This window comes from Streptomyces armeniacus, from assembly GCF_003355155.1.
Lineage (GTDB): Bacteria > Actinomycetota > Actinomycetes > Streptomycetales > Streptomycetaceae > Streptomyces > Streptomyces armeniacus.
On sequence record NZ_CP031320.1, the window covers coordinates 2,681,660 to 2,703,843 of the forward strand.

General features: G+C 71.9%; 19 protein-coding genes and 1 pseudogene. 12 read left to right on the top strand and 8 right to left on the bottom strand.

The genetic code is table 11. From position 1 onward, the window contains the following. Positions 1-136: 136 nt before the first annotated feature. Positions 137-706 (bottom strand): annotated as a pseudogene (locus DVA86_RS11730) (peptidoglycan DD-metalloendopeptidase family protein); the annotation flags it as partial. 360 nt (positions 707-1,066) lie between these two features. Here DVA86_RS11730 and rpsB point away from each other — a divergent pair. The 9 genes from rpsB to DVA86_RS11775 all read left to right on the top strand — a co-directional run bounded on the left by rpsB (position 1,067) and on the right by DVA86_RS11775 (position 11,104). Next, the gene (rpsB, locus tag DVA86_RS11735) at positions 1,067-2,005 is read left to right on the top strand and encodes a 30S ribosomal protein S2 (RefSeq protein WP_208877963.1); all 939 of its coding nucleotides are present in this window, start codon (positions 1,067-1,069) and stop codon (positions 2,003-2,005) included. Positions 2,006-2,190: 185 nt separating this feature from the next. Then, a complete protein-coding gene (tsf, locus tag DVA86_RS11740; protein WP_208877964.1) occupies positions 2,191-3,045 on the top strand; it encodes a translation elongation factor Ts in 855 nt (284 codons plus the stop codon). A 137-nt stretch (positions 3,046-3,182) separates the two neighbouring features. After that, positions 3,183-3,950 (top strand): UMP kinase, encoded by a 768-nt coding sequence (pyrH, locus tag DVA86_RS11745; RefSeq protein ID WP_222623314.1) that lies wholly within the window; start codon positions 3,183-3,185, stop codon positions 3,948-3,950. Positions 3,951-4,137: 187 nt separating this feature from the next. Beyond that, positions 4,138-4,695 carry a ribosome recycling factor gene (frr, locus tag DVA86_RS11750; protein ID WP_208877968.1) on the top strand — a complete coding sequence of 186 codons (558 nt, stop codon included), beginning with the start codon at positions 4,138-4,140 and terminating at the stop codon, positions 4,693-4,695. An 11-nt stretch (positions 4,696-4,706) separates the two neighbouring features. Further along, positions 4,707-5,879 carry a phosphatidate cytidylyltransferase gene (locus DVA86_RS11755; RefSeq protein ID WP_208877969.1) on the top strand — a complete coding sequence of 391 codons (1,173 nt, stop codon included), beginning with the start codon at positions 4,707-4,709 and terminating at the stop codon, positions 5,877-5,879. A 104-nt stretch (positions 5,880-5,983) separates the two neighbouring features. After that, positions 5,984-7,120, top strand: a complete 1,137-nt coding sequence (gene rlmN, locus DVA86_RS11760) for a dual-specificity RNA methyltransferase RlmN (protein ID WP_208877970.1) — start codon at positions 5,984-5,986, stop codon at positions 7,118-7,120. 191 nt (positions 7,121-7,311) lie between these two features. Further along, positions 7,312-8,385 carry a thiamine ABC transporter substrate-binding protein gene (locus DVA86_RS11765; RefSeq protein ID WP_208877972.1) on the top strand — a complete coding sequence of 358 codons (1,074 nt, stop codon included), beginning with the start codon at positions 7,312-7,314 and terminating at the stop codon, positions 8,383-8,385. A gap of 65 nt (positions 8,386-8,450) precedes the next feature. Further along, positions 8,451-10,064 (top strand): ABC transporter permease, encoded by a 1,614-nt coding sequence (locus DVA86_RS11770; RefSeq protein ID WP_208884627.1) that lies wholly within the window; start codon positions 8,451-8,453, stop codon positions 10,062-10,064. Beyond that, positions 10,064-11,104, top strand: coding sequence for an ABC transporter ATP-binding protein (locus tag DVA86_RS11775; RefSeq protein ID WP_208877973.1), 1,041 nt, complete (start codon positions 10,064-10,066; stop codon positions 11,102-11,104). Before DVA86_RS11770 ends, DVA86_RS11775 begins: the two co-directional genes overlap by 1 nt. 9 nt (positions 11,105-11,113) lie before the next feature. Here DVA86_RS11775 and DVA86_RS11780 read toward each other — a convergent pair whose 3' ends face one another. The 5 genes from DVA86_RS11780 to DVA86_RS11800 all read right to left on the bottom strand — a co-directional run bounded on the left by DVA86_RS11780 (position 11,114) and on the right by DVA86_RS11800 (position 16,285). Further along, a complete protein-coding gene (locus DVA86_RS11780) occupies positions 11,114-12,283 on the bottom strand; it encodes an LOG family protein (protein WP_208877974.1) in 1,170 nt (389 codons plus the stop codon). 37 nt (positions 12,284-12,320) lie between these two features. Next, on the bottom strand, positions 12,321-13,505 hold the full coding sequence (locus tag DVA86_RS11785) for a hypothetical protein (protein WP_208877975.1): 1,185 nt from the start codon (positions 13,503-13,505) through the stop codon (positions 12,321-12,323). After that, positions 13,487-14,239, bottom strand: coding sequence for an ABC transporter ATP-binding protein (locus DVA86_RS11790; protein WP_208877976.1), 753 nt, complete (start codon positions 14,237-14,239; stop codon positions 13,487-13,489). Before DVA86_RS11790 ends, DVA86_RS11785 begins: the two co-directional genes overlap by 19 nt. Before the next feature lie 202 nt (positions 14,240-14,441). Next, positions 14,442-15,821: an aspartate aminotransferase family protein gene (locus DVA86_RS11795; RefSeq protein WP_208877979.1), complete on the bottom strand. Its 1,380-nt coding sequence runs from the start codon at positions 15,819-15,821 to the stop codon at positions 14,442-14,444. Continuing rightward, positions 15,806-16,285 (bottom strand): Lrp/AsnC family transcriptional regulator, encoded by a 480-nt coding sequence (locus DVA86_RS11800; RefSeq protein WP_245996507.1) that lies wholly within the window; start codon positions 16,283-16,285, stop codon positions 15,806-15,808. The genes DVA86_RS11795 and DVA86_RS11800 overlap by 16 nt, the downstream gene beginning before the upstream one ends. A 178-nt stretch (positions 16,286-16,463) precedes the next feature. On the opposite strand from DVA86_RS11800, the gene DVA86_RS11805 reads away from it, so the two are divergent. Together DVA86_RS11805 and DVA86_RS11810 are read left to right on the top strand one after the other, a co-directional pair. Further along, positions 16,464-17,912, top strand: coding sequence for a gamma-aminobutyraldehyde dehydrogenase (locus tag DVA86_RS11805; protein ID WP_208877982.1), 1,449 nt, complete (start codon positions 16,464-16,466; stop codon positions 17,910-17,912). A 179-nt stretch (positions 17,913-18,091) separates the two neighbouring features. Then, the gene (locus DVA86_RS11810; RefSeq protein WP_425470814.1) at positions 18,092-18,499 is read left to right on the top strand and encodes a zinc-ribbon domain-containing protein; all 408 of its coding nucleotides are present in this window, start codon (positions 18,092-18,094) and stop codon (positions 18,497-18,499) included. A gap of 21 nt (positions 18,500-18,520) precedes the next feature. Here DVA86_RS11810 and DVA86_RS11815 read toward each other — a convergent pair whose 3' ends face one another. Both DVA86_RS11815 and DVA86_RS11820 read right to left on the bottom strand, forming a co-directional pair. Then, on the bottom strand, positions 18,521-19,228 hold the full coding sequence (locus tag DVA86_RS11815) for a glycerophosphodiester phosphodiesterase (RefSeq protein ID WP_425470815.1): 708 nt from the start codon (positions 19,226-19,228) through the stop codon (positions 18,521-18,523). 29 nt (positions 19,229-19,257) lie between these two features. Beyond that, positions 19,258-20,286 (bottom strand): adenosine deaminase, encoded by a 1,029-nt coding sequence (locus DVA86_RS11820; protein ID WP_208884628.1) that lies wholly within the window; start codon positions 20,284-20,286, stop codon positions 19,258-19,260. Between the two features lie 333 nt (positions 20,287-20,619). Between DVA86_RS11820 and DVA86_RS11825 the strand changes: the two genes are divergently transcribed. After that, on the top strand, positions 20,620-22,184 hold a 1,565-nt coding region (locus DVA86_RS11825; RefSeq protein WP_208877986.1), incomplete at its 3' end, for a gamma-aminobutyraldehyde dehydrogenase.

The window sequence follows — 22,184 nt, forward strand, 5'->3', positions numbered from 1 at the left end:
GCGGCTCCGGTACGCCGGAGAAGGGCAGCAGCCGCGCCGGACCGCCGCGGAGCATGTGCGGCGGCAGCAGCGAGAGCGGGTTGAGATAGCGGTCGCCGCGCAGCAGCCCCCAGTGCAGACACGCGGTGCCGCAGTGGAAGCGGCCCGGCTGCACCGTGCCGACCACGTCGCCCGCCCGCACCCGTTCGCCCTTGTGCACCGACGCGCGCACGGGCTCGTACGTCGTGCGCAACGGCGGATCGCCCGTCCCGGACAGCTCGGTCGCGACCACCCCGCGCCCTGCCACGGGCCCCGCGAAGGACACCCGGCCCGCACCGGCTGCGCGTACCGGCCGGCCCGCTCGGGTGGCCAGGTCGACGCCGCGGTGGCCCGCCGCCCACGGCGTCGGCGGGGGCCGCCAGCCATGGACGACCACCGGCCGCGGGCTTCCGCCCTCGCCCGCGACCGGCCAGGCGCGGCGCGCCTCCTGCTCCTGCTCCCGTTCCTGCCACTGCCCCCGCTCCGGGCCGGGGTGTTCCGTGTCCGGCCGGGCCCCGTCCGGCGGCCCGGTCCTCGCCGAATCCGCCGCCCGAGCCGAGCCGATCACCGCGTGCACCGGCGACGGGCAGAGCCACAGCAGTGCCAGCGCCATCGCCAGCGCCGACAGCACCAGTAATGCCGCAGCGGGCGTGGACATGCTTGTGTGTACGTACTGTTCGTTTCGCATGCACAGAGCGTGGCGCGTGAACTCCCCAACAGTTGATCATGGTTGGTTCCGGTGGATAACTCGCGGGTTGTGGACAACTCGGTCACCCCCGCGTGTGACTCCGGGCGCCCCCGCGGTCTCCCCGCCGCCCCCTTCGGGCACGGTCGCACGCCGCTTCCGGGGTCCCGTACACTTCTGGTGGCGATCCGGGTCACCGGGTCGACTTCGCACGCCCCGCCACCCTCACCCGGTGGCCGCGTATCTCGGTCCTCGGAACCCTTTCTGAACAGGGAACTCGCAGGCACAACGCGTCAGGGGCGTCAGGCATGCGGGGGCCGCAAGGTCCTCGCGAAACAACCGAGTACCTCAAGGAGAACGGCCATGGCCGTCGTCACGATGCGGGAGCTGCTGGAGAGCGGCGTCCACTTCGGGCACCAGACCCGCCGCTGGAACCCGAAGATGAAGCGCTTCATCTTTACCGAGCGCAACGGTATCTACATCATCGACCTGCTCCAGTCGCTGTCGTACATCGACCGCGCCTACGAGTTCGTCAAGGAGACCGTCGCGCACGGCGGCTCCATCATGTTCGTCGGCACCAAGAAGCAGGCGCAGGAGGCCATCGCCGAGCAGGCCACACGCGTGGGCATGCCCTACGTGAACCAGCGCTGGCTGGGCGGCATGCTGACGAACTTCTCGACCGTCTACAAGCGCCTGCAGCGCCTGAAGGAGCTCGAGCAGATCGACTTCGAGGATGTGGCCGCGTCCGGCCTCACCAAGAAGGAGCTCCTCGTCCTCTCGCGCGAGAAGGCGAAGCTGGAGAAGACCCTCGGCGGTATCCGCGAGATGCAGAAGGTGCCCAGCGCCGTCTGGATCGTGGACACCAAGAAGGAGCACATCGCCGTCGGCGAGGCGCGGAAGCTCAACATCCCCGTCGTCGCGATCCTGGACACCAACTGCGACCCGGACGAGGTCGACTACAAGATCCCGGGCAACGACGACGCGATCCGGTCCGTCACCCTGCTCACCCGCGTGATCGCCGACGCCGTCGCGGAGGGCCTCATCGCCCGCTCGGCCGGTTCGGCGGAGGGCAAGGGCGAGAAGGCCGCCACGGAGCCGCTGGCCGAGTGGGAGCGCGAGCTCCTCGAGGGCGAGAAGGCCGAGGAGCCCAAGGCTGAAGAGGCGAAGCCCGAGGAGGCGAAGGCCGACGAGGCCGCCGCTCCCGAGGCCAAGCCCGAGGAGAAGCCGGCCGACGAGGCCGTCGTGGCAGCCGAGGCCCCCGCGGCCGGCGAGGCCGGCGACGAGAAGTCGGCCGACGCCTGACGTTCCACACGTTCCCCGGCCGGCGGAGGGGCACTCGGCCACTCCGCCGGCCGGGACTGCCGGACCGGCCCGGCTGAGCGGCGCCGAATCCGCTCGCTCGGCCGCCACCCAGAGCGACCTCATGACGGACAGCCCTGCCCGGTGCCCAGCACGCGGCAGGGCCTAGTGCACAGAAGGAAAGAAGGATGGCGAACTACACCGCCGCTGATGTCAAGAAGCTGCGCGAGCTCACCGGCGCCGGCATGATGGACTGCAAGAAGGCGCTGGACGAAGCCGAGGGCGACGTCGACAAGGCCGTCGAGATCCTGCGCGTCAAGGGCCAGAAGGGCGTCGCCAAGCGCGAGTCGCGTACGGCCTCCAACGGCGCGGTCGTCGCCCGCATCGCCGACGACAACACTTCCGGTGTGCTCGTCGAGCTGAAGTGCGAGACCGACTTCGTGGCGAAGGGTGACAAGTTCACCGGTGTCGCCGACGAGATCGCGGCACACGTCGACGCCACGGACCCCGCCGACACCCCGGCGCTGCTCGCCTCGGAGATCGAGAGCGGCAAGACCGTCCAGGCGTACGTGGACGAGGCCAACGCCACGCTCGGCGAGAAGATCGTCCTCGACCGCTTCGCGAAGTTCGCCGACGGCTACGTCGCCGCGTACCTGCACCGCACCAGCCCGGACCTGCCCCCGCAGGTCGGCGTGCTGGTCGAGCTGGACGCCGGCTCGGCGGACGCCGAGGCGAAGGCCGGGATCGCCAAGGACGTGGCGCAGCACATCGCCGCGTTCGCCCCGAAGTTCCTCTCCCGCGACGCCGTTCCGGCCGAGACGGTGGAGAGCGAGCGCCGTATCGCCGAGGACACCGCGCGCGAGGAGGGCAAGCCGGAGCAGGCCCTGCCCAAGATCGTCGAGGGCCGGGTGAACGGCTTCTACAAGGAGAACTGCCTTCTCGACCAGCCGTTCGCCAAGGACAACAAGAAGTCCGTGGAGAAGGTGCTGCAGGAGGCCGGTGTCGCGGTGAAGCGGTTCGCCCGCTTCCGTGTCGGCGCCTGAAGCACCCCCGCCGACCCCGTGCCCGGCTGGTCCGCGGGCCGGACAGAGACCCGTTAGGGTCGGGCACACGGCAGTTCTGACGAGGAGGCCATTGCCACGAGGAGCCGAGAGGGTCCACCGGCAGTGGCCTCCTTCGTATGCACGAGGAGATCTCCATGAGCAAAGACACCGACAAAGACAACGGCCGGCGTCGCTTCCTGCTGAAACTCTCCGGTGAGGCGTTCGCCGGCGGTGGGGGGCTGGGGGTCGACCCCGACGTCGTGCACAAGATGGCACGGGAGATCGCCTCCGTGGTCCGCGAGGGTGCGGAGATCGCCGTCGTGATCGGGGGAGGGAACTTCTTCCGCGGCGCTGAGCTGCAGCAGCGCGGCATGGACCGGGCGCGCTCCGACTACATGGGCATGCTCGGCACGGTCATGAACTGCCTGGCGCTCCAGGACTTCCTGGAGAAGGAGGGCATCGACTCCCGTGTCCAGACCGCCATCACCATGGGGCAGGTCGCGGAGCCGTACATCCCGCTGCGGGCCGTACGGCACCTGGAGAAGGGCCGCGTCGTCATCTTCGGCGCCGGGATGGGCATGCCGTACTTCTCCACCGACACCACCGCCGCCCAGCGAGCCCTGGAGATCGACGCCGAGGCGCTGCTGATGGGCAAGAACGGCGTGGACGGGGTGTACGACGCCGACCCGGCGACGAACCCCGACGCCGTGAAGTTCGACGCGCTGGAGTACGGCGAGGTCATCACCAGGGACCTCAGGGTCGCCGACGCCACCGCCGTCACCCTCTGCCGGGACAACAAGCTGCCGATCCTCGTCTTCGAGTTGCTGGCGGAGGGCAATATCGGCCGCGCGGTGAAAGGTGAGAAGATCGGCACCCTGGTGAGCAGCCAGGGCACCAGGGACTGACCGGCCTCCCGGCCGTGTGAATTCACCGGCGGCGCCGCGCCGTTGGCGTGGCCGGAACGGCGCGGTACGGGGATGGACAACAGCCTGCCGGTCGGACACCGTGCAGGAATCAGGGCACTGCGGACGGCCGGCGGCCGTTGCCGGAACGAAGCAGTCTCACGCTCATTCATCGAACCAGGAGCACGTGGTGATCGAAGAGACCCTCCTCGAGGCCGAGGAGAAGATGGAGAAGGCGGTCGTCGTCGCCAAGGAGGACTTCGCCGCGATCCGCACCGGTCGTGCGCACCCGGCGATGTTCAACAAGATCGTGGCGGAGTACTACGGCACGATGACCCCGATCAACCAGCTGGCGTCGTTCTCGGTGCCGGAGCCGCGGATGGCGGTGGTCACTCCGTTCGACAAGAGCTCGCTGCGCAACATCGAGCAGGCGATCCGCGACTCAGACCTGGGCGTCAACCCGTCGAACGACGGGCACCTCATCCGGGTGGTGTTTCCCGAGCTGACGGAGGAGCGCCGCAGGGAGTTCATCAAGGTCGCGAAGACCAAGGGCGAGGACGCCAAGATCTCCATCCGGAGCATCCGCCGCAAGGCCAAGGAGACCATCGACAAGGCCATCAAGGACGGCGAGGTCGGTGAGGACGAGGGACGCCGCGCGGAGCGGGAGCTGGACGACACCACCGCCAAGTACGTGGGGCAGGTGGACGAGCTGCTCAAGCACAAGGAAGCCGAGCTGCTCGAAGTCTGAGGCTGCGATCCGTGACTGACTCAACGCGGGGGGTTCCGTCGCCGGGTGCCGGCTTCAGGAGCACTCCCGAACGGCGCCCCGCCATGCCGGGGCACGCCTCCCAGCGAAGCGAGGCGGGCGTTCCCGCGCGCCTGGACGGCGACTTGGCGGACGCGTCGCAGACTCGGCCCATGCCCATCGTGCCCGACCCGCCGGACCGGGGTGACCCCGGCAGCAGCGACGACGCAGGACGCGACGGACCCCGGGACCGTGCGGGACCATCCGGCCAGTCCGGTCCGTCCGGCCGGCCCGCGACTCCGCCGCCGGGCCGCCGGGCCCGTGCCGGCGGCCCGGACCAGGGGAAGGACCAGGACAAGGGCAGGGGAGGCAAGCGCGCGGGACGCGACCTGCGGGCGGCGATAGGGGTCGGCCTCGGCCTCGGCGCCGTCATCATCGCCTCCCTCTTCGTCTACAAGCCGGTGTTCCTCGGCGTGATCGTCGCCGCGGTCGGCGTCGGCCTCTGGGAGCTGACGACCCGGCTCGCCGAACGCAAGGAGATCCGCGTCCCGCTGGTGCCGCTGGTCGTCGGCGGTGCCGCGATGGTCGTCGCGGGCTACGCGCGGGGTGCGGAGGGCGCGTGGGTGGCGATGGCCCTCACGGCGCTCGCGGTGCTGGTCTGGCGCATGACCGAATCGTCCGAGGAGTATCTGCGGGACGTGACGGCGGGCGTCTTCGCGGCGTTCTACGTGCCGTTCCTGGCGACCTTCGTGGCCCTGATGCTGGCGGCGGACGACGGCGCGTGGCGCGTGCTGACGTTCCTGCTGCTGACGGTCGTCAGCGACACCGGCGCGTACGCGGTCGGCTGGCGCTTCGGCACGCACAAGCTCGCGCCCCGGATCAGTCCCGGCAAGACCCGTGAAGGGCTGCTCGGCGCGGTCGGCTTCGCGATGGCGGCGGGCGCGCTGTGCATGCACTTCCTGATCGACGACGGCGTCTGGTGGCAGGGGCTCGTGCTGGGCCTGGCGGTCGCGGTCAGCGCGACGCTCGGCGACCTGGGCGAGTCCATGATCAAACGGGACCTGGGCATCAAGGACATGGGCACGCTGCTGCCGGGCCACGGCGGGATCATGGACCGACTGGACTCGCTGCTGCCCACGGCCCCGGTCGCCTGGCTGCTCCTGGTGGTCTTCGTCGGCACGGGCTGAGAGCGCTCGCCCGCACCGGGCGCGCAGGCGCGCAAGGCGGTACGCGGGGGCCCGTACGCACGCGGTACGGGTCCCCGCCGCGCGTCTGCGACACTGGGGAGGTTATGCCTGCACCCGGAGAACTGACTTTCGCCGCCCCTCGCGGCGCCGCCAAGCCGCCCCGGCACCTCGCCGACCTCGCCCCCGCGGAGCGCCGCGAGGCGGTGGCCGCGCTCGGTGAGAAGCCGTTCCGCGCCAAGCAGCTGTCGCAGCACTACTTCGCGCGCTACGCCCACGACCCCGCGCAGTGGACGGACATCCCCGCTGCCGCTCGCGAGAAGCTGGCGGCGGAGCTGCTGCCGGAGCTCATGACGGTGCTGCGGCACATCAGCTGCGACGACGACACGACCCGCAAGACGCTCTGGAAGCTGCACGACGGGACGCTCGTCGAGTCCGTGCTGATGCGCTATCCGGACCGGGTCACGATGTGCGTCAGCTCGCAGGCGGGCTGCGGCATGAACTGCCCGTTCTGTGCCACGGGCCAGGCAGGGCTGGACCGGAACCTGTCCACCGCCGAGATCGTGCACCAGATCGTGGACGGCATGCGCGCGCTGCGCGACGGGGAGGTGCCAGGGGGTACCTCCCAGGCCGGAGGCTCTGGGGGCGGGCAGGCGCGCCTGTCCAACATCGTCTTCATGGGCATGGGCGAGCCCCTGGCGAACTACAACCGCGTCGTCGGCGCCATCCGCCGGCTGACCGACCCCGAGCCGGACGGGCTGGGCATCTCCCAGCGCGGCATCACCGTGTCGACCGTCGGCCTCGTCCCGGCCATGCTCCGCTTCGCGGACGAGGGCCTCAGCTGCCGGCTCGCCGTGTCCCTGCACGCGCCCGACGACGAACTCCGGGACACGCTCGTACCGGTGAACACCCGCTGGAAGGTACGGGAGGTGCTGGACGCCGCGTGGGAGTACGCCGAGCGCTCCGGCCGCCGTGTCTCCATCGAGTACGCGCTGATCAGGGACATCAACGACCAGGCGTGGCGGGCCGATCTCCTCGGCCGGCTGCTCAAGGGCAAGCGGGTGCACGTCAACCTCATCCCGCTCAACCCCACCCCCGGCTCGAAGTGGACCGCGTCCCGCCCGGAGGACGAGCGGGAGTTCGTACGGGCGCTGGAGGCGCACCGCGTGCCGGTGACCGTACGGGACACCCGCGGGCAGGAGATCGACGGCGCCTGCGGGCAGCTGGCGGCGACGGAGCGCTGACCGGGGGCTCCCGAACGCGGGCTGGTAGTGTTCGAAAGAACGTCCACACCGACAGGGGAGCGCGAGCAGCGCTGAGAGTGCGGCAGCAGCCGCAGACCCTCGAACCTCGCCCAGGTCATGCTGGGTAGGAAGTTCGGCGAAACTCTTGTGCTGCCCGCGTGCGCCTGCGCACCCGTACCGAGGGCAGCTGCATGAGACACACCGTGACCACCGGCCTCGCCGTCGCGCTGGGCGCCTCACTGCTCGCCGGGTGCGGATCGGGGGGTTCCGCCGAGGACGGCAAGGGGTCGAAGACCGTCACGCTCGTCACGCACGACTCGTTCGCGGCGTCGAAGAAGGTGCTCAACGAGTTCACCGAGCGCACCGGTTACAAGGTGCGGGTCCTGCGCGGCGGCGACGCAGGCTCCGCCGTCAACCAGGCCGTCCTCAACAAGGACAACCCGCAGGGCGACGTCTTCTTCGGCGTCGACAACACCCTGCTCTCGCGCGCCCTCGACAACGGCGTCTTCACCCCGTACGAGGCGAAGGGCCTGGACAAGGTCCCCGCGCGGCTCCGGGCGGACCCGGAGAAGCACCGCGTCACGCCCGTCGACACCGGCGACATCTGCGTCAACTACGACCGGGACTACTTCTCCCGCGAGAAGCTCGACCCGCCCCGCACCCTCGACGACCTGACGAAGCCCGCCTACAAGGACCTCCTGGTCACGCAGAACGCCGCCACCTCCTCGCCCGGCCTCGGCTTCCTGCTCGCCACCATCGAGAAGTACGGCAAGGACGAGTGGCAGGGCTACTGGAAGAAGCTCCGCGCCAACGGCGTCGAGGTCGTCGATGGCTGGGAGCAGGCGTACAACGACCGCTTCAGCGGCTCGGCCGCCGGAAAGGGCAAGGGCGACCGGCCGCTCGTCGTCTCGTACGCGTCCAGCCCGCCCGTCGAGGTGCTCGGCAAGAAGCCGCAGCCGGAGCAGGCGCCGACGGGCGTCGCCGAGGAGACGTGCTTCCGGCAGACGGAGTTCGCCGGGCTGCTGTCGGGCGCCGGGAACGAGAAGGGTGGCAAGGCGCTGCTGGACTTCCTGCTCAGCAGGGCGTTCCAGGAGGACCTGCCGCTGCAGATGTTCGTGAATCCGGCGCGTGCGGACGCGAAGCTGCCCGAGCTGTTCACCCGGTACGGCGTGACCGTGGACGATCCGGCGACGATGGCGCCGGAGAAGATCGGCGAGGGCAGGGAGCAGTGGGTGAAGTCGTGGACCTCACTCGTACTGAAGTGACCGCGCCGCCGCGGGAGTCCGCCCGTACGGACGGCCGCCGCGGCGCCGCCCTGCGGCTCGCGCTGATGGCCGTCCCCGCCGCCTTCTTCGCGCTGTTCTTCGGCTATCCCGTCGCCGCGATCGTCGGCCGCGGGCTGCGCGAGGGCGGGCGGTGGCAGCTGGGGCGGGCCGGCGAGGTGCTGTCCGATCCGGACGTGCTGCACGTGCTGTGGTTCACGGTCTGGCAGGCCGCCGCGTCGACCGGGCTGACGCTGCTGGTGGCGCTGCCGGGCGCGTACGTCTTCGCCCGTTTCGACTTCCCCGGCAAGCAGCTGCTGCGCGCGCTGGTGACGGTGCCGTTCGTGCTGCCGACGGTCGTCGTCGGGTCGGCGTTCCTCGCGCTGCTGGGCCGGGGCGGCGCGTTGGACGAGGCGTTCGGGCTGCGGCTGGACACCTCGGTGTGGGCGATCCTGCTGGCGCACGTGTTCTTCAACTACGCCGTGGTCGTACGGACCGTGGGCGGCCTCTGGTCGCAGCTCGACCCGCGCCAGGAGGAGGCCGCGCGGGTCCTCGGCGCGAGCCGCTTCGCCGCCTGGCGGAAGGTGACGCTGCGGGCTCTGGCGCCCTCGCTCGCGGCGGCGGCGCTGATGGTCTTCCTGTTCACGTTCACGTCGTTCGGCGTCGTCCAGGTGCTCGGCGGGCCGCGCTACGCGACGCTGGAGGTCGAGATCTACCGGCAGACGGCGGGCCTGCTCGACCTGCCGACCGCCGCCGTGCTGACGCTGCTCCAGTTCGCCGCCGTCGCCGTCCTGCTCGCCGTGCACGCGTGGTCCGTACGCCGCCGGGAGTCGGCGCTCGGCCTGGTGGACGCCCGGCACACCGCACGCCGCCCGGAGGGCGCGGGGCAGTGGGCGCTGCTCTGGTCCGTGCTCGCCGTCATCGCGGTGCTGCTGGTGACCCCGCTGGCCGTCCTCGTCGAACGCTCCCTGCGCACCTCCGACGGCGGCTACGGGCTGGCGTTCTACCGCGCCCTGAACACCCTGGACGAGAACGGCACCTTCCTGGTGCCGCCCGCCGAGGCGATCGGCAACTCCCTCGCGTACGCCGCCGCCGCGACGCTCATCGCGCTCCTCGTCGGCGGCCTCGCCGCCGCCGCGCTCACCCGCCGGGCCGGCCGCCTCGTGCGCGGCTTCGACGCGCTGCTGATGCTGCCGCTGGGCACCTCCGCCGTGACCGTCGGTTTCGGCTTCCTCATCGCACTGGACGAGCCGCCGCTCGACCTCCGTTCGTCGTGGATTCTGGTGCCGCTGGCGCAGGCGCTGGTCGGAGTGCCGTTCGTGCTCCGTACGATGCTGCCCGTCCTGCGCGCCGTGGACGTACGCCTCCGGGAGGCCGCCGCAGTGCTCGGCGCGTCGCCGCTGCGGGCGTGGCGTACGGTCGAACTGCCGCTGGTGCGCCGCGCGTTGCTGGTCGCGTCGGGTTTCGCGTTCGCCGTGTCGCTCGGCGAGTTCGGCGCGACGATCTTCATCGCGCGCCCGGACAGCCCCACCCTGCCCGTCGCCGTCTCCCGCTTCCTGGGCCGCGCCGGCGAGCTCAACTACGGGCAGGCGATGGCCCTGAGCACGATCCTGATGCTGGTGTGCGCGGTGACGCTGCTCGCACTGGAACGCGTACGCGCCGGCCGTGCGGGGGAGTTCTGATGCTGCGTCTGGAAGACGTCACCGTACGGTACGGCGCGCGGGCCGCGCTGGACGCGGTGGACCTGTCCGTCGCCGAGCACGAGACCGTGTGCGTGCTCGGCCCCAGCGGCAGCGGCAAATCGACGCTCCTGCGCGTCGTCGCGGGCCTTCAGGCCCCGGACGCCGGGCGCGTCCTGCTGTCCGGGCGTGACCAGAGGGGCGTGCCCGCGCACAAGCGGGGCCTGGGGCTGATGTTCCAGGACCACCAGCTGTTCCCGCAGCGCGACGCGGGCGGCAACGTCGCGTTCGGCCTCCAGATGCGGCGGCTCGGCCGCGACCGGGTGGAGCACCGCGTCACCGAACTCCTCGACCTCGTCGGCCTCCCCGGCGCCGCCCGCCGCGCCATCCCCTCGCTGTCCGGCGGCGAGCAGCAGCGGGTGGCGCTGGCCCGCGCGCTGGCGCCGGAGCCGAAGCTGCTGATGCTGGACGAGCCGCTCGGCCAGCTGGACCGCGGGCTGCGCGAGCGGCTCGTCGTCGAACTGCGCCTGCTGTTCCGCCGTTTGGGCACCACCGTGCTGGCCGTGACGCACGACCAGGGGGAGGCGTTCGCGCTCGCCGACCGGGTGGTCGTCATGCGGGAGGGCCGGATCGCTCAGGCGGGCACGCCGCTGGAGGTGTGGCAGCGCCCGGCGTCCGAGTTCGTCGCCCGCTTCCTCGGCTTCGACAACGTCGTACGGGCCACTGTCAACGGCCGTACGGCGGACACCCCGTGGGGCCCGGTCCCCGTACCGGACGGCACCCCGCAGGGCGACCGTACGCTGCTGATCCGCCCCACGGGCGTACGCGTCACCGCGCCCCCGCCCGCGGACGGGCTGCGGTGCACGGTCACCGGCCGTACGTTCCGCGGCGGCGCCTCGTCGGCCGTCGCGCTGCTGCTGGCACCGGCCGACGGGCCACCGCTGGAGGCGAGTTGCGACCTGCGGGACGCGCCCGACGTGGACGAGACCGTCGGCGTCACCTTCGCCGCGGACGATGTCGTGGTGCTGCCGGAGGACGCGTAACGGCGGCCGTCAGGCCGTCCGCAGCCGCTCCAGCGTCTCGGGTACCTCGTCCACCGAGTCCACGAGGGCGATACGGGACGCCATCGGGCGGCCCTCCGCGAGCGAGCACAGCAGCGGCCAGGCGGGCAGCGTACGCGTCCAGTGCTCCTTGTCGACGAGCACCATCGGGGTCGGCTCGCCGCGCGACTGGTAGTAGTTGGGCGTCGCGTTGTCGAAGATCTCCTGCAGCGTGCCCGCGGCGCCCGGCAGGAAGACGACCCCGGCGTTGGAGCGGGCGAGCAGGCCGTCCTCGCGTACGGCGTTCACGAAGTACTTGGCGATGTGCGACGCGAAGGCGTTGGGCGGCTCGTGGCCGTAGAACCAGGTCGGTATGCCCACCGAGGGCCCGCCGCCCGGCCACCCCTCGCGCACCGCGAACGCGGCCCGCGCCCAGGCGCCCACGGACGGGGTGAACGACGGGTCGGCCGCGAGGATTTCGAGCGCCTTGCCGAGCATGCCGTCCTCGAACGGAGCGGCGTACGCGCCCAGGTTCGCCGCCTCCATGGCGCCCGGACCGCCGCCCGTGGCGACGGTCAGCCCGGCGCGCGCCAGCGTACGGCCGAGGCGGGCGGCGCCCGCGAACGCGTCGGAGCCGCGCTTCAGCGCGTGGCCGCCCATCACACCCACCACCCGCTGCCCGGCGAGGAGTTCGTCGAGGGCGTCGGAGATGGCGTCGTCGTGGATGGCCCGCAGCATGGAGCTGAAGATGTCGCCGTCGGTCCCGGTGCGCTGGAACCACGCGTACGCGCGGGCGTCCGGCGTGTGCTCGTAGCCGTCGGCCAGGTTCTCGAACAGCTCGGCCGCGTCGTACAGCAGCCCGCGGTACGGGTCGAACGGCAGGTCCGGCACCGGCGGGAAGACGAGTGCCCCGCCGGCCCGCGCCGCAGCGGCGGCCTCCGGCCGCATCGGACAGCCGAGGAAGACGGCGCCGTCGGTGTCCACGGGCGCCAGCGCGTCCGTACGTTCGCGCAGATCGACGGATTGCACGCGCCAGCCCGCCAGCGAACCGGTGTCCGCGACCACCTGGTCGAACTCTTCGAGGGTCTCGATCTCCCGGTCCCCGGCGGCCTGTTGAGGTGTGCCGAGCGTGCCGTGCGGGTCGTACGTGTCGGGGGCGCCGGAGGCGTCGTGAGGCAGCATCCGGTCAGCGTAGGCGAACGGGGCGCGGCGTCGGCCGTCAGCCGACGACCTGGTTCAGCGGCAGCGCCGCCAGCACGCCGACGCCCCAGGTCACCGGCGCCAGCACGGCCACCAGCACCGCCCCGCGCAGCGCCGCGGCCCCGCGCAGCAGCCTGCGCGGCGCGCCCAGCCGCAGCAGCGTCGCGGTCACGGGTGCGCGGTCGGCGCGGCACTCGGTGGCGGCCGTCAGGGCGCTCGCCGTGGCGCAGCACATGACGAGGGCCGCGCCCAGCGCCGTCAGCGGCCCGAACACCCGCGCGCCGCCTGCCGGTGCGGTGCCGTACAGCTCCGCCGCCGCCAGCGCGCCCGACGCCACCGCGCACAGCACGCCGAGCGGCCGCCCGACGCGTACGGCCTCCTCCTGCAGCACGCGTCCGGACAGCAGCCGCAGCGCGCCCGGACGGCCCAGGCTGATCAGCCGTCCGCACAGGTGCGTCAGCCCCGGTCCGGCCAGCACCAGGCCCAGCGCGGCGAGCAGCCAGCCGCCGATGACGGCGGGCGGGCTGCCGTCGAGGGTGCCGGGCAGCGGCAGCAGCCCCGACTCGTCGCCCTTCACGGGCGAGCCGTGCCGGGCGAGGGTCACGCTGGTGATGCCCGTCGCGGTCAGCGCCGCGCCCCAGGGCAGCCCGGACGGGGCGGCCGTACGCACGGGCCGGCCCGTACGCGCCGTCCGCGCACCCCGCCGTACGGCGAGCGCGCTCGCCACGGCGGCCGCCGCCGGGGCCACGCAGAGCAGGGTGAGGACCGCGGCGGACGGCAGCGGCCGGTGCCCGTCGAGGACGTCGGCGGCGGCGCCGTCGAACGGCAACCCGCTGAAGCCGCCGCGCAGTTGCAGGAAGACGAGCAGCGCGAGCGCGCTCCCGAGGGCGCCGGTGACGGCGGCGGAGACCGCCGCCAGCAGCGGCAGCCGGGCCGGTCCCACTCCGGCCGCGTCCAGCGCGGACGGCTCCCGCGGACCCGTCTCCGTACGGGCGACGGCCGCCGCGAGCTGGGTCGCGGCGGCGAGCGGAACGAGGCACCACAGGAGGCGTACGAGCGCGTCGCCCGAGTAGTGCGGGTGCGCGACGCCGTAACTGAGCGCGCTGAGCAGCAGGAAGCCGACGCCGGCGGTCGCGCACGCCACGAGCAGCCGCCGCAGCAGCGTCAGGGGCCGCGCCCCGCGGACTAGACGGAGAGCGAGCACGCGGCGCTGCCCTCCGAGTCGGCGGCGGGGAGTGAGGTGGCCCGGCGGCCGTCGACGAGCGCGACGCACCGGTCGACGAGCGCCGCCCCCGTCGCGTCGTCCGTCGCCGTCGCAGCCGGGTCGGGCGAGGTGAGCACGACCGTGATGTCGTGCGAGCGCGCGGCGGTGGCCAGCGTACGGAGCGCCTGCAGCCGGTCGGCCTGGTGCAGCGGCGCGGTCGGCTCGTCGGCGAAGAGCACGGCGGGCCTGGTGGCCAGCGCCCGTGCGATCGCCACCCGCTGGCGCTGCGACTGCAGCAGGTCGGCGGGGCGCTTGCGGGCGCAGTCGCCGATGTCGAGCCGTTCGAGCCACTCGTGCGCGGCCGTACGGGCGGCGCGCTGCCGGGTGCCGTTCAGCAGCAGCGGCAGGGCGGCGTTCTCCCACGCGGTCAGTTCGGGCACGAGCTCCGGCTCGCTGCCGATCCAGCCGAAGCGGTCGCGGCGCAGCCGCTCCCGTGCGGGCCGGCCCATCGTGTGCAGCGGCACGCTGTTGAACCAGACCTCGCCCTCCGCCGGGAGCAGCCGCCCCGACAGGCAGCCCAGCAGCGTGGTCTTGCCGCTGCCGCGCGGGCCCGAGATGGACACGATCTCCCGTTCGCGGATTCCGAGGGTGACTCCCTGGAGCGCCGGGGAGCCGTCGTACGCGTAGTGCAGTCCGCGTGCCCAGAGCACGTCGTCGTCCGGCGGGGCAGCCATCGAAGGCACCTCCACTCACCTCTGCTCTGCTGGTCGCCATCCCCTGTCCGTGCGAACGACCGCCAGGGGTGATCGGTCACTGGCACCGTAGGGACAGCGTCGGCGAAGTGGAGCGGAGGCTCGGCGCGCGGGGCACGCAGGAACGTCCGGATGGACTCATCGTCCTGCGTGCCCGTGCGCCGGTGCGGCCGGCGGCCGGGCGTCAGAGCTTGGCCCAGGCCTCCGTGAGGACGCCGCGGAGGATCTGCTCGATCTCGTCGAACACCGCCTGGTCCGCGATCAGCGGCGGGGCGAGCTGGACGACGGGGTCGCCGCGGTCGTCGGCGCGGCAGTAGAGGCCCGCGTCGAAGAGCGCGCCGGAGAGGAAGCCGTAGAGGACGCGCTCGCACTCCTCGTCGGTGAACGTCTCCTTGGTCGCCTTGTCCTTGACCAGCTCGATGCCGTAGAAGAAGCCGTCGCCGCGCACGTCGCCGACGATCGGCAGGTCCAGCAGCTTCTCCAGGGTGCCGCGGAACGCGCCCTCCTGGTCCAGCACGTGCTGGTAGAGGCCCTCGCGCTCGAGGATGTCGAGGTTGGCGAGGCCGACGGCCGCGGACACCGGGTGGCCGCCGAAGGTGTAGCCGTGCAGGAAGGTGTTGTCGGCGTGGAAGAACGGCTCGGCCAGCCGGTCGGAGATGACGGCCGCGCCGATGGGGGAGTAGCCGGAGGTCATGCCCTTGGCGCAGGTGATGATGTCCGGGACGTAGCCGAACTTGTCGCAGGCGAACACCGTGCCGAGCCGGCCGAAGGCGCAGATGACCTCGTCGGAGACGAGCAGTACGCCGTGCCGGTCGCAGATCTCGCGCACCCGCTCGAAGTAGCCGGGCGGCGGCGGGAAGCAGCCGCCCGCGTTCTGCACCGGCTCCAGGAACACCGCGGCGACCGTTTCGGGCCCCTCGAAGAGGATCTCCTGCTCGATCTGGTCGGCCGCCCAGCGGCCGAAGGCCACCGGGTCGTCGCCGTACAGGGGGGCGCGGTAGATGTTGGTGTTCGGCACCTTGTGCGCGCCGGGCACCAGCGGCTCGAACGGCGCCTTGAGGGCCGGGAGGCCGGTGATGGACAGCGCGCCCTGCGGGGTGCCGTGGTAGGCGACGGCGCGTGAGATCACCTTGTACTTGGTGTGGTTGCCGGTGAGCTTGTGGTACTGCTTCGCCAGCTTCCAGGCGGTCTCCACGGCCTCGCCGCCGCCGGTGGTGAAGAAGACCTTGTTCAGGTCGCCCGGCGCGTGCCCGGCGAGCCGTTCGGCGAGCTCGACCGCCTTCGGGTGCGCGTAGCTCCAGATGGGGAAGAACGCCAGCTCCCGCGCCTGCTTGGCGGCGGCCTCGGCGAGCTCCGCACGTCCGTGGCCCGCCTGGACGACGAACAGCCCGGCGAGGCCGTCGAGGTAGCGCTTGCCGGCGTCGTCGAAGACGTAGGCGCCCTCGCCGCGGACGATGGTGGGTACGGGCGCGTGCTCGTACGACGACATGCGGGCGAAGTGCATCCACAGGTGGTCGTATGCGGTACGGGACAGGTCCTTGCTCACGGCTATCGAGTTCCCCACGCGTAGGTCTGCTTGCGCAGCTTGAGGTAGACGAAGCTCTCGGTGGAGCGCACCCCCGGCACGGCGCGGATGCGTTTGGTGAGCATCTCCAGGAGATGCTCGTCGTCCTCGCAGACGATCTCGACCAAGAGATCGAAGGAGCCCGCGGACACGACCACGTAGTCGACCTCGTCGATCGCGGCGAGTGCGTCGGCCACCGGGTCGATGTCGCCGTCCACCGTGATGCCGACCATCGCCTGCCGCATGAAGCCCACGGTGAGCGGGTCGGTCACGGCGACGATCTGCATGACACCCTGGTCGAGCAGCTTCTGCACGCGCTGCCGTACGGCCGCCTCGGACAGGCCGACGGCCTTGCCGATGGCGCCGTACGGGCGGCGTCCGTCCTCCTGGAGCTGTTCGATGATGGCCAGGGAGACGGCGTCGATCGCCGGTGAGCCGTTGGTGTTCTTCGAGTCGCGAGCCACAGGCACACCCTGCACGAGGACTCGACAGTCTGGCAACCCTTGAGCGATGTAATCCGTTGTCTCACTGTCCTTATGGTGCTGAATTCGTTGCACCGGGGTGTTGGGTGTATCGAAAGCGTCACCCCCGTGGTTAGGGTGGTCGTCTCACCCAATGGACAGCTGACAGGAGGGGTGCGAAGTGACCGCCGAGCTGCGTCGACTGCGCAACTACATCGACGGGGAGTTCCGGGATGCCGCGGACGGCCGTACCACCGAGGTGATCGACCCGGCGACCGGCGAGGCGTACGCGTCCGCGCCGCTCTCGGCCGCCGCGGACGTCGACGCCGCCATGGCCGCGGCCGCGAAGGCGTTCCCCGCCTGGCGGGACGCCACCCCCGCCACCCGCCAGCGCGTCATCCTCAAGATCGCGGACGTGCTCGAGGCCCGGCAGGACGAGCTGCTCGCCGCCGAGTGCGAGAACACGGGCAAGCCGCTGGAGCTGACCCGGCAGGAAGAACTGCCGATGATGCTCGACCAGATCCGCTTCTTCGCGGGCGCCGCCCGGATGCTCGAGGGGAAGTCCGCGGGCGAGTACATGGACGGGCTCACCTCGTTCGTACGCCGCGAGCCCGTCGGTGTCTGCGCGCAGGTCGCGCCGTGGAACTACCCGATGATGATGGCCGTCTGGAAGTTCGCCCCGGCGCTCGCCGCGGGCAATGCGGTGGTGCTGAAGCCGTCCGACACCACCCCCGCCTCGGGCGTCTTCCTGGCCGAGGTGATCGGCGGCGTCCTCGCCGAACTCGAGCTGCCCCAGGGCGTCTTCAACGTCGTCTGCGGCGACCGCGACACCGGCCGCCTCATGGTCGAGCACCCGGTGCCCGCGATGGCGTCCATCACCGGCTCGGTCCGCGCGGGCATGGAGGTCGCGGGCAGCGCGGCCAAGGACGTCAAGCGGGTGCACCTGGAGCTGGGCGGCAAGGCGCCCTGCGTCGTCTTCGAGGACGCCGACATTCCGGCGGCCGTCGAGGGCATCCGGGACGGCGGCTTCTTCAACGCGGGCCAGGACTGCACGGCCGCCACGCGCGTCCTCGTGCACGAGTCGGTGCACGACGAGTTCGTGACGGCGCTCGCCAAGGCCGCGGCCGACGTCAAGACCGGCGACCCGAGCGACGAGGACTGCTTCTACGGGCCGCTCAACAACGCCGTGCACCTGGAGAAGGTCGCCGGCTTCATCGGCCGGCTGCCCGCGCACGCCAAGGTCGAGGCCGGCGGCGAACGGGTCGGCGAGAAGGGGTACTTCTTCGCCCCGACCGTGGTCTCCGGGCTCAAGCAGGACGACGAGATCATCCAGAACGAGGTCTTCGGCCCGGTGATCACCGTCCAGTCCTTCACGTCCGAGGAGCAGGCGGTGACCTGGTCGAACGACGTGGAGTACGCGCTTGCGTCGTCGGTGTGGACCAAGGACCACGCGCGCGCGATGCGGATGTCGAAGGTGCTCGACTTCGGCTGCGTGTGGATCAACACGCACATCCCGCTGGTCGCGGAGATGCCGCACGGCGGCTTCAAGAAGTCCGGCTACGGCAAGGACCTCTCGGCGTACGGCTTCGACGACTACACGCGTGTGAAGCACGTGATGACGGCGCTCTAGCCCTGGCCGTACGGAGCGCGGTGCCGCGGTCGTACGGCCGCGGCACCGCGCTCCGCAAGCGGTTCCGGGCGTCTTGGTTCGTAGTTGTGACGTCATCCGCTTGACGGGTGGTGTGCGGGCGGTGGTTGGCTGGGTGAGGAGGCCCGCCCGCTTCCGCTCACACCGCGAAAGGCACCCTCGTGATCATTTTCGGTATGTCCTCAAAGCAGATCCAACTGGCCATGCTCAACCTGCTGTGCGGCTTCTGCGGCAACCCGTCCGCGCACGGGCTGCGCAAGCACGTCAGGAAGTTCTCGCTCTTCTTCATCCCGCTGTTCCCGATAGCCCCGGCGAAGCACTCGCTCCAGTGCACGTTCTGCGGCGCGGAGAGCGAGATCACCAAGGAGAACGCCGAGCAACTGCTCGCCCAGGGCGGCGGCCAGGGCCCGCAGCCCGGCATGGGCGCGCCGCAGCAGCAGGGCGGCGGGAACCCGTTCGCGGGCCAGCAGGCGCAGCCGCCGCAGCAGCCCCAGCAGCAGGGCGGCGGCAACCCCTTCGCCGGCCAGCCGCAGCAGGGGCAGCAGGGCCAGAACCCGTACCAGTCCTGAGACCCGCCCGCGGCCCCGGCGTCAGCGCACGGGTGCCGGCCGTCCCGTACGGCGCAGCACGCGGCACAGGGCGTCCATGCGGTTGGTCGTGACGGACTCGACGCCCATCGCGAGCAGCCTGCGCATGTTCCGGCCCGTGTCCGGAGTCCAGGCCGAGACGCGGTAGCCGTCCGCCTTCGCGCGGCCGACCAGCTCCGGAGTCAGCAGGCCGAAGCGGAAGTTGAGCCACCGCGGCCGTACGTCCGCCAGCAGCGACGGGCGGGGCGGCGCCGTACGGTGCCAGGTGAGCGCGATCTCGGCGGCGGGGTCGGTGGCGCGTACGGCGCGCATCGCGAGCGGCCCGCCGCAGTAGTACACGCGGTCCGCCGCTCCCGCGTCGCCCACCGCCCGTACCGCCGCGGGCACCGCGCCCGGGTCGGGCAGGTCGACGAGCGTACGCACCGGAGCCGTCGCCTCCAGAGCCTCCGCCAGCGTGGGCACGCCGCCGACGGTCAGCTCGCGCAACCGGTCCGCCGTGACGGCGGAGACCTCCTCCGTGCGCTCCCACAGCCGCTCCAGCGTGCGGTCGTGTACGACGACCGGGACGCCGTCGCGGGTGAGCCGCACGTCCACCTCCACGGCGTCGGCGCCCGCCGCGATGGCGGCGCCGAAGGAGGGCAGCGTGTTCTCCCGGGCGACGTACGGCGCTCCCCGGTGACCTACGGCCGTTATGCCTGTCATGTCCGCCATGTTGCTTGTGTCCTCCGTCGGCCCGGGTGCTACTGCTGCCACGCATTCAGATACGCGTCGATCTCGTCGCAGATCCGGGTCACGGAGGGTGCGTCGAGGAAGGACACCCGTACGGCGTTCTTCGCGAGCGCGGCCACGCCCGGCGCGTCCAGGCCGAGCAGACGGGCGGCGACGGCGTACTCGTTGTTCAGGTCGGTGCCGAACATCGGCGGATCGTCGCTGTTGATCGTCACAGGCACGCCCGCCTCGACCATCCGCGGCAGCGGGTGGTCCGCCAGCGACTCGACCGCGCGGACCGCGACGTTCGACGTCGGGCACACCTCCAGCGGGATGCGGTGCTCGGCCAGGTGCGCCAGCAGCGCCGGGTCCTGGGCGGCGCTCGTACCGTGGCCTATGCGCTCCGCGCGCAGCTCGGTCAGCGCGTCCCACACCGTCTGCGGCCCCGTCGTCTCGCCCGCGTGCGGCACGCTGTGCAGTCCGGCCGCGATGGCACGGTCGAAGTACGGCTTGAACTGCGGCCTCGGCACACCGATCTCCGGTCCGCCCAGGCCGAACGAGACGAGCCCGTCCGCGCCGAGCCGGCTGTCCGTCGCGATCCGTACGGTCTCCTCGGCCGCCTCCAGGCCCGCCTCGCCGGGGATGTCGAAGGACCAGCGCAGGATCACGCCGAGCTCCTTCTCGGCGCCGCGGCGCGCGTCCTCGATGGCCTCCACGAAGGCGGCGTCCGGGATGCCGCGGCGGGTCGAGCTGTACGGGGTGACGGTGAGCTCGGCGTAGCGGATGTTCTGCCGTGCCATGTCGCGGGCGATCTCGTACGTGAGCAGGCGTATGTCGGCCGCGTCCCGGATCAGGTCGACGACCGACAGGTACAGCTCGATGAAGTGCGCGAAGTCCCGGAACGTGAAGAAGTCCCTGAGCTCCTCGGGGTCCTTGGGAACGGGCGAGTCCGGGTGCCGCGAGGCGAGCTCGGCGACGATGCGCGGCGAGGCCGAACCCACGTGGTGGACGTGGAGCTCGGCCTTGGGCAGCCCGGCGATGAAGGTGTCGAGGTCGGACAGCTCGGATGGGTCAGGCGACTCGGACGAACTGGGCAACTTGGGCAACGGGGCCTCCGGTTTGAGGGGTCGCGATCATCGTAATCGGGGGGTTCCCGCACGGGGACGGCGCGGATACGGCTCCGGGCACACTGAGGAGCAGGCAGAGGGGTACGCAGCGGTGTCCACCGCGTTGCCGAACGTTTCCACGTGATGGCGCAGTGCACCGGCGGGGCACAGATTCCGTCGCCTTTTCAAACTCAAACGACGGAATCCCTTGTTCGACTGTGCCTTGCCTGCCAGGATCGGCGGTCATCACCGGTTCATGCCACGCCGCAGTGAAGGCAGGGAGGCTCGATGACCGACCAGCGTTCCGACGCGTCCGCCCCGGTCGTACCGCACGATCACGCCGATCCGCCCGACGGGCTCGCGGACGGCGCGCAGTACGTCGCCGGCCGGCAGCTCCCCGGCAGCTCAGGGCGCCGGCACACCCTGGTCGACCCGGCGACCGGCGAGAGCACGCACACGTACGAGCTCGCCGGCACGGCCGACGTGGACGCCGCCGTCGAGGCCGCGCGGCGCGCGCTGCCCGAGTGGGCCGGCGCCACACCCGGCGAACGCTCCGACGCGATGCACCGGCTGCACGCCGTACTGGACGGGCAGGCCGCGGAGCTCGCGCGCGCGGAGTCGCTGAATTGCGGGAAGCCGGCGCGGCTGACGGAGGAGTTCGACGTCCCCGGGTCGGTCGACAACGTCGCCTTCTTCGCCGGCGCCGCACGCCGCCTCGACGGGGTCGCCGCCGCCGAGTACAGCCCCGACCACACCTCGTACGTACGCCGCGAACCGCTCGGTGTGATTGGCTCCATCGCCCCCTGGAACTATCCGCTCCAGATGGCCTGCTGGAAGATCCTCCCGGCCATTGCCGCGGGCAACACCATCGTGCTCAAGCCGTCCGAACTCACCCCGCTCACCTCGCTGATGTTCGCGCGGGCGGCGCACGCCGCGGGCATCCCGGACGGCGTCGTCAACATCGTCACCGGCGCGGGCGCGGACGCCGGGGAGCACCTCGTAGGGCACCCGGCGGTGGCCATGACGTCCTTCACGGGCTCCACGGCAGTCGGCAGGCGGGTCGCGGCGCTGGCGGCCGGGTCGGCGAAGCGCACGCATCTGGAGCTCGGCGGCAAGGCGCCGTTCGTCGTCTTCGACGACGCCGACCTGGAGGCCGCCGTGCACGGCGCCGTCGCGGGCGCGCTGATCAACACCGGCCAGGATTGCACGGCGGCCACCCGCGCGTACGTACAGCGGCCGCTGTACGACGCCTTCGTCAGCGGAGTCGCCGACCTCATGGCCGGCGTACGCCTCGGCCCGCCCACCGACGCGGCCACCGACATCGGCCCGCTCATCTCCCACGCCCACCGCGACCGGGTCGCCGGATTCGTCGAACGGGCACGCGCGTACGCCACCGTCGTCACCGGCGGCGCCGCACCGGGCGGACCGCTCGCCCCCGGCGCGTACTACCTGCCCACCCTCGTCACCGGCGCCGCGCAGGACAGCGAGATCGTGCAGGGCGAGGTCTTCGGGCCGGTCCTGACCGTCCTCCCCTTCGACGCGGACGACGAGGGCCTCGCGCTCGCCAACGACACCCCGTACGGGCTCGCCGCCTCCGTCTGGAGCCGCGACGTCTACCGCACCTCGCGCGCCACCCGCGAGATCCGGGCGGGCTGCGTGTGGGTCAACGACCACATCCCGATCATCAGCGAGATGCCGCACGGCGGCTACCGCGCCTCCGGCTACGGCAAGGACATGTCGGCGTACTCCTTCGACGAGTACACGCAGATCAAGCACGTCATGTCCGACAACACCGGGGAACCGCACAAGGACTGGCACCGCACCGTCTTCACCCTGTCCCTTATACACCGCTT